The following is a 6782-nucleotide window of genomic DNA, read 5'->3' as shown; positions in this document are numbered from 1 at the left end:
GAGCCAGGATCAAACTCTCCATAAAAGAAAATTTGATAAAGCTCAAATTTTTGCTGGCATCTTTATGATGTCCAAAATTGTGTTTCTATTAAGAAACATTTAATTCATTAACGTTTTGTTGTTCAGTTTTCAAGGTTCATGAATTGCGCCGTTTCGTAGGCGACTTTTCTATATTAACATCTTCAATTTATGATGTCAACAACTTTTTTCATAACATCGCGTTTTGTTATCAGCGACTTTTCTATATTAACATCGTTTATTCATGAAAGTCAACATAATTTCATAAGTTTTTTATGGGACAACTTTTTGCATTTTAAAATCCATAAAAAGGAGTAAGTAAATGATTCGTAAAATGGTGATAACATTTGCCGTGGCTCTGCTTTTTGTTTTGTTTGTAATTCCCCAGAGGGATTCAATTATTTCAGTCTTTCAAATGACTAACGAACCTGTAGTAATCTCTAAAGGAAATTATGGACAGTCTATCGTAGTAGAAGTCACCTTTTCACATGATGGATTTCTAGAATGGTTAGAAAATTTGAAGCAGCCATATCCATTATTAATGGCTAGCGCTGATTGGATTAATCGCTCTTCTAAGTATATTGATGTAATTAAGAAAAAGAATATCCCTATAGGCCTGCTAGGTGGGGAAGAATCAAATGGCTATACTAAGGAATTATTTATAAAAGATGTTGCCATTTACGAGAAGCATTTTCAAAATAAGCCACTTTGGTTTATGACTTCTGACTATAATTATACAGTTGAATTAAAACAAATCATTTTTAATGAACATATAAACACTTTAGCTCCAACAGTAATTTATCAAGAAAGTGATGATTATAAAAATGACAAAGGAGCCATTATCACAATTCCATTGCATGAAGGAACAAGTCCAAACTTCGAGGCTTTAAGTAAATTTTTGATTTCTCAAAAATTCATGTCCATTGAAGAAAATATCTTTGGATATTCGATCAAAACAAAAAAACTCCCTGAATAATAAATAGGGCTAGTACAATTATTATTACCAAAATTGTACTAGCCCTTTTCATTTTATGCTTTTGCTTTTCGTTGAACTGCAACCTTACGCGCTTTTCTTCTTTCCTCAAGTCTTTTACGGTCTTCATCAGATTTTGCATTATATTTTGGTAACGCTAAAAGCTGGTATGCATTTACCGCAACAAGTGGGAATAATAACAATGCAACATATGTATCGATGTTACCTTGTCGACCCATTAGTGCGATAATCCATTCTAATGATGTAACGACAATCATGAAAAATAAAGAAGAAACTAAAATGTGCTTTTTCGTTGTTAATTGAACCTTTTTTACAGCAGTTGCAATAGCTGCAAAGATTAAAAAGACTAGTAAACCACCGTAGAATAACCAATCTTGGAAGCTTTGTGCACCAGGTGCAAATCGGAAAACAATTAAATCAAAAATAACAATGGCAATTAATAATACCTGTACCCAATTCCATAAAGTTAACGTTTTAAAAACACCAACACCTACTTGATGCAATGTTAGATAAGCAAAATATCCTGCCTGTGCAATAACGCTCATCGTAACACCTAGTAAGATCATCCAACCAAACGCTGCGAAAAATTCACCAATTTCACCAGCAGCTAAGTATGGTTGAAAAAAATTCCATCTAATAAAAATACCAGCAACACCTGTTACAATGCCACCGATTATTACGCACATAAGGAAAAATTTAATCCAGTTTCGTATAGTCACAACAATTTAATCCCCTTTTTTTAAATAATCCTAATATATTTTATCAATCGTTTATTAAAAAAGCTAATCCATGTAACAAACCACATACATATTATGTTCCAAAATGTGAACAATAAATGAAAGAGAGCCTTTAAAAGAAGGGACTGATTACAGTGAAATTAAAACGTTTGTTTCCATTCATATTTGTATTTCTATTGTTGGCGAGCTGTTCTGATGGTGGCCAAAGATCAACAATGTCATATGATGAAATAAAGAAAATAATGATTGACTCCATCCAAACTGAAGATGGTAAAAAGGCTCTTCGTCAGCTTTTAGAAGACCCGAGTATCCGTGAATTAATTGTGCTTGAACACACTGAGGTTGAAACGGCAATTAAGGACACTTTACTATCAGAAGATGCTCAAGAATTCTGGAAAAAGCAGTTTGAAGATCCAGCTTTTAAAGAAGCAATTGCTAAAAGTATGAAAGATCAACAAACAGACATAATGACTCAATTAATTAAAAATGCGACATTTCAAGAAGACTTGGCAACATTTTTTGGGCAGCCCGAAATGCAAAAACAATTAGAAACGATACTAAAAAGCACCTCCTTACGTAAACAAATGGAGGAAGTTGTCATGCAAACGATTGAAGACCCACTATTACAGACAAAATGGCAAAATTTAATTAAACAGTCTGGAGAAGGATCTTCAGGCGGTGGTAAAGATGGTGGCGGATCCGGCGGTAGTGGCGGTGAAGAGTCAGGCGGCGGTAGCGGTAAAGAAGAGGAAGGAAGTTAACAGAATAACACTAAAAAAGCGGATTGCTCAGTTGCAATCCGCTTTTTTCTATATTATTTCTCTAATTGATTAACTACTTTTTGTGCAATTTCTAAATAAATTTTTCCTGTTGGATGTTCTTCATCATAAACAGATGGTGCAAAGTCTTCTTTTGTCCAGTCAGGTTGTCCTAGTGGCACTTGTCCAAGTAACTCAGTACGTAATTCGTCAGCTAGTTTTGGACCTCCACCTTTACCGAATACATATTCTTTTTCACCAGTTAGTTTTGATTCAAACCAAGCCATATTTTCGATAACACCAAGGATGTCGTGGTTTGTTTGTAATGCCATAGCGCCAGCACGAGCAGCAACAAATGCAGCTGTTGGATGTGGAGTAGTAACGATTATTTCTTTTGATGTTGGTAGTGCTTGGTGAATATCTAATGCTACGTCACCTGTACCTGGTGGTAAGTCTAATAATAAGTAGTCAAGATCGCCCCATTCAACGTCACGGAAGAATTGATCTAATACTTTCCCTAGCATTGGTCCACGCCAAACAATAGGTGCATTATTTTCAACGAAGAATCCCATTGAGATTACTTTTACACCCATACGGTCAACAGGATAGATGCGATCTTCTTTTACCACTGGCATATCTTGAATGCCCATCATATCAGGAACACTGAATCCGTAAATATCCGCATCGATTAATCCAACTTTTTTTCCTAATCGAGAAAGTGCCACTGCTAAATTGACAGAGACTGTAGATTTCCCTACGCCACCTTTACCAGATGCAATGGCGATCACTTGTACAGTAGATAAAGGAGATAAAATGTCATGAGCTTCAGCAACTGTTGCTTTACCACGGAAACTTTCTAATACTTCAGGAGCAAGTTCTTCAAAACGAATACCAACTGATTTTGCACCAGCTTTTTTTAATACTTCTACTACTTTCATCTGTAATTGCATTTGCTCTGGTGTATTTGTTTTAGCGATTGCAACTTTAACACTAACATGATTCTTTTCTTCTTTTATTGATACACTTAGAATTCCGTTAGTTTCTTCTAGTGTTTTATGTAAAAAAGGATCTTCTAACTTGCCTAGTACTTCTCTTACTATTTGTTCATTAATCAAGTCTAACACCCCTATAACTTTTTCTAATATTAGTATAGCATAGTGTTAGTTGAAAACGGATTCAAACGATTTCGATTTCAACAGGAAATGCATTTTTATTATTAAAAAACCACTCACTTATATACAAGCGAATGGTTTTTTAATATTATTCAAAGTCAATATTTACATAATTTTCAATACCATTCACAATGGCATTTGCCATTTTTTCTTGATAACTTTCATCAGATAGAAGTTCACGTTCTTCTGGATTACTTAAGAATCCTGTTTCGATTAATACAGCTGGAACCTCTGCCTTTTTCAATAAATAAATTTGTTTAATGGCTAAAGCTTCACGATCTGTATTTTGCAAAGTATTTTTAATAGAATCTTGAACTGATTTTGCTAACAGTTCACTATTCGGATGTCCTGATTGGTGGTAGAAAACTTGTGCACCGCGCCATTTTTCTTCAGGAATTGCATTTGCATGGATTGTAATGAAAATTTCCGGTTCGTTCGATTTAACGATTTCTTCACGTAAAAAGATATCTTGTTTTTTACGCTCTCTTAATGTAGCAAATTCCTCACTTGGAGCATGCTCGTCCAACACGTCACCATCAGTTGTTCTTGTCATAACTACTTCTGCACCCATACGTTTTAACTGACTTTCAACTTTTTTTGCAATTGCAAGTGTGATCTTACTTTCAATTACAGATTGAGAAGATGCACCTCCATCAACACCACCATGCCCCGCATCGACAACAATTTTCACTCCACCTAATGGTTCAGGTAAGAAGAACTTTCTGTCTGATGCGCTTGTCTCATATACAACCACTGCTAAACAAACTAGTAAAATAACAATTAGTGCGAGCCATCGCTTCAAAACTTGTACACCGCCTTTTACAACCTTTTGCACTACTATACGCTTGAAAGAAGGCTTGTATTCCTAAAGTTCTGATTATGAAATAATAGAAAAAATATTCATACATTTAGAGAAAAAATTTCAATACGAAAAATCTTGAACTATAAAAAATTGCTGTCCAAACTTAAAAATGTTGGACAGCAATGAAGTTATTCTTGAAGTTGTAATTGTGTTGCAAGTTAGTATAGAACCCATTTTGTTTCATCAATGTTTCGTGATTTCCTTGTTCGATAATAGAACCATCTTTAATTACTAGAATTTTGTCTGCATTCTCAATTGTTTTTAATCGATGGGCAATGACAAAGTTTGTTCTGCCTTTCATCAAATTATTAAGTCCTTTTTGGATATGAATTTCTGTCATTGTATCTACACTAGAGGTTGCTTCATCTAAAATTAATAGATCTGGATTTTCTAAAATCGCTCTAGCAATGGCAATTAATTGTCGTTGGCCTTGACTTAAATTTGTTCCACCTGACACTAAGACTGTTTCATACCTCTTAGGCAAATATTTAATAAAATTGTGGGCATAAGCAATTTTAGCTGCTTCTTCTACTTCTTCGTCAGTCGCATCTAATTTTCCATATCGGATATTCTCTCTTACTGTACCAGAAAACAAGTAAGTATCTTGTAGGACAACACCAATATGATCTCTCAGATTTTCCATCTTGTATTTTTTAACATTTTCCACGTCGAGTAATATTTCTCCATTTGTTACATCATAAAATCGATTCAGCAATTGAATAATCGTCGTTTTACCAGATCCCGTTGAACCTACCAATGCAATTGTTTCTCCGGCTTTCGCTTCAAATGAAATATTAAGAAGTATTTTCTTATCTTCGTTATACTGGAATTTCACATTACGAAAGACTACATTACCTTCGAATTTATCTTTAGTAATGGCGTTTGGAACATCTTTTACTTCTTCTTCCGCGTCAATCATTTCAAATACTCGTTCTGCCCCTGCTATTGCCGATTGGAAAGTATTGAAAAGGTTCGATAATTGGCTAATTGGTCGTAAAAACTGACTAGAGTAAGTAATAAATGAAGCAATAACACCGCATAATTGTTGGTTGCAACAAATCCATCGCTACTTCCAATACCATTAGTAATGGTGCAATAATAGTAAATAGCATATATGATTTTAAATATTTTGTGAGTTTAAATGCTGATTGCATGTTTTACTCCTTGAGATACGAGAGTTGTATACAAATGTATACACTTTATTTTCTTAATTGTATACGTTCGTATACAAACCGGTCAATATTTTAGGTATTAGAAAATTTAGGTTTCTGTCACTCTAAAAGATTCCTTGCTCTTAATTAGTATTATATTTCAAAATTCTACATGTTCTATGATACTATATAACGTAATAAATAGAAGTTGGAGGTATTGTATGAAAATTCGAGTATCCGCAGTGCAATATCATTTACACACAATTGAGAGCTTCGATGATTTTGCACAGCAATGTGAACATTATATAAGAGCTGCTCTTGAATTTGAAACTGAATTTATTTTATTCCCTGAGTTTTTCACGACACAACTATTGTCTATTAAAGGAGCAGATGGGAAAGCTCTAACCATAAATGATTTACCGTCTTTTACAGAACAATATATTGAAACTTTTACACGTTTTGCTAAGCAATATAATGTACATATTATTGCTGGTACACACGTTGTAAATGTAGAAGGTAAATTACGTAACACGGCTCATTTATTTTACCCTAATGGTACTGTTAAATCGCAAGCAAAAATTCATATTACACCAACAGAAGTACATGAATGGAACATGTCCAAAGGTGATGGATTAGAAGTTTTTGATACAGATAAAGGTAGAATAGCAATTCTAACTTGCTACGATATTGAGTTTCCTGAAATTGTACGTATGGCAAAAGCAAAGGGAGCGGATGTTATTTTCTGTCCTTCCTGCACAGACGATCGACATGGATTCCACCGTGTTCGATATACAAGTCATGCCCGCGCCATTGAAAACCAAGTTTATGTTGTGTTAACAGGAACAGTTGGCTCTCTTCCAACAGTTGACTTTATGCGCATGAACTTCGGCCAAGCGGCTATTATTACACCTAACGATGTACCATTCCCTCCAAAAGGGTTACTTGCTGAAGGGGAAATTAATAACGACATGTTAGTTACAGCTGATTTAGACTTGGAGTTATTATATCAAGTACGTGAAAAAGGATCTGTAACAACTTGGAGAGACCGACGAACTGATTTATATACAGATTGGAAGTAAGGAGGCTTTAC

6 protein-coding genes and 1 pseudogene are annotated in these 6782 nt (G+C 34.5%); 3 read left to right on the top strand and 4 right to left on the bottom strand.

Annotation, left to right across the window (positions count from 1 at the left end; genetic code table 11):
* Window positions 1–340: 340 nt before the first annotated feature.
* Window positions 341–994, top strand: coding sequence for a hypothetical protein (locus ACOQFO_RS13600; RefSeq protein ID WP_421690201.1), 654 nt, complete (start codon window positions 341–343; stop codon window positions 992–994).
* Between the two features lie 53 nt (window positions 995–1047).
* Here ACOQFO_RS13600 and ACOQFO_RS13595 read toward each other — a convergent pair whose 3' ends face one another.
* Complete coding sequence (locus ACOQFO_RS13595; RefSeq protein ID WP_421690200.1) at window positions 1048–1731, bottom strand: KinB-signaling pathway activation protein; 684 nt, start codon at window positions 1729–1731, stop codon at window positions 1048–1050.
* 152 nt (window positions 1732–1883) lie between these two features.
* Here ACOQFO_RS13595 and gerD point away from each other — a divergent pair, with 152 nt between their 5' ends.
* Window positions 1884–2510: a spore germination lipoprotein GerD gene (gene gerD, locus ACOQFO_RS13590; RefSeq protein WP_421690199.1), complete on the top strand. Its 627-nt coding sequence runs from the start codon at window positions 1884–1886 to the stop codon at window positions 2508–2510.
* Between the two features lie 53 nt (window positions 2511–2563).
* Here gerD and ACOQFO_RS13585 read toward each other — a convergent pair whose 3' ends face one another.
* From ACOQFO_RS13585 to ACOQFO_RS13575, 3 genes and pseudogenes are all read right to left on the bottom strand, one after another.
* Window positions 2564–3622 (bottom strand): P-loop NTPase, encoded by a 1059-nt coding sequence (locus tag ACOQFO_RS13585; protein ID WP_421690198.1) that lies wholly within the window; start codon window positions 3620–3622, stop codon window positions 2564–2566.
* 145 nt (window positions 3623–3767) lie between these two features.
* Complete coding sequence (locus ACOQFO_RS13580; RefSeq protein ID WP_421690206.1) at window positions 3768–4481, bottom strand: N-acetylmuramoyl-L-alanine amidase; 714 nt, start codon at window positions 4479–4481, stop codon at window positions 3768–3770.
* A gap of 163 nt (window positions 4482–4644) precedes the next feature.
* Window positions 4645–5577: pseudogene (locus ACOQFO_RS13575) on the bottom strand (ABC transporter ATP-binding protein); the annotation flags it as partial.
* Between the two features lie 336 nt (window positions 5578–5913).
* Between ACOQFO_RS13575 and ACOQFO_RS13570 the strand changes: the two are divergent.
* Entirely contained in the window at window positions 5914–6771 is an 858-nt protein-coding gene (locus ACOQFO_RS13570; protein WP_421690197.1) for a carbon-nitrogen hydrolase family protein, read from the top strand.
* The last annotated feature ends 11 nt before the right edge of the window (window positions 6772–6782 follow it).

The sequence above is a fragment of the Ureibacillus sp. MALMAid1270 genome (assembly GCF_049202975.1).
Taxonomy (GTDB): domain Bacteria; phylum Bacillota; class Bacilli; order Bacillales_A; family Planococcaceae; genus Ureibacillus.
Note: the sequence above shows the minus strand (reverse complement) of the source record. Positions and strands in the feature narration are given on the sequence as shown.

What these genes read in the sequence shown, in the direction of transcription:
- ACOQFO_RS13570 (WP_421690197.1), top strand. Translation starts at nt 5,914, where the DNA reads ATGAAAATTCGAGTATCCGCAGTGCAATATCATTTACACACAATTGAG.
- ACOQFO_RS13600 (WP_421690201.1), top strand. Translation starts at nt 341, where the DNA reads ATGATTCGTAAAATGGTGATAACATTTGCCGTGGCTCTGCTTTTTGTT.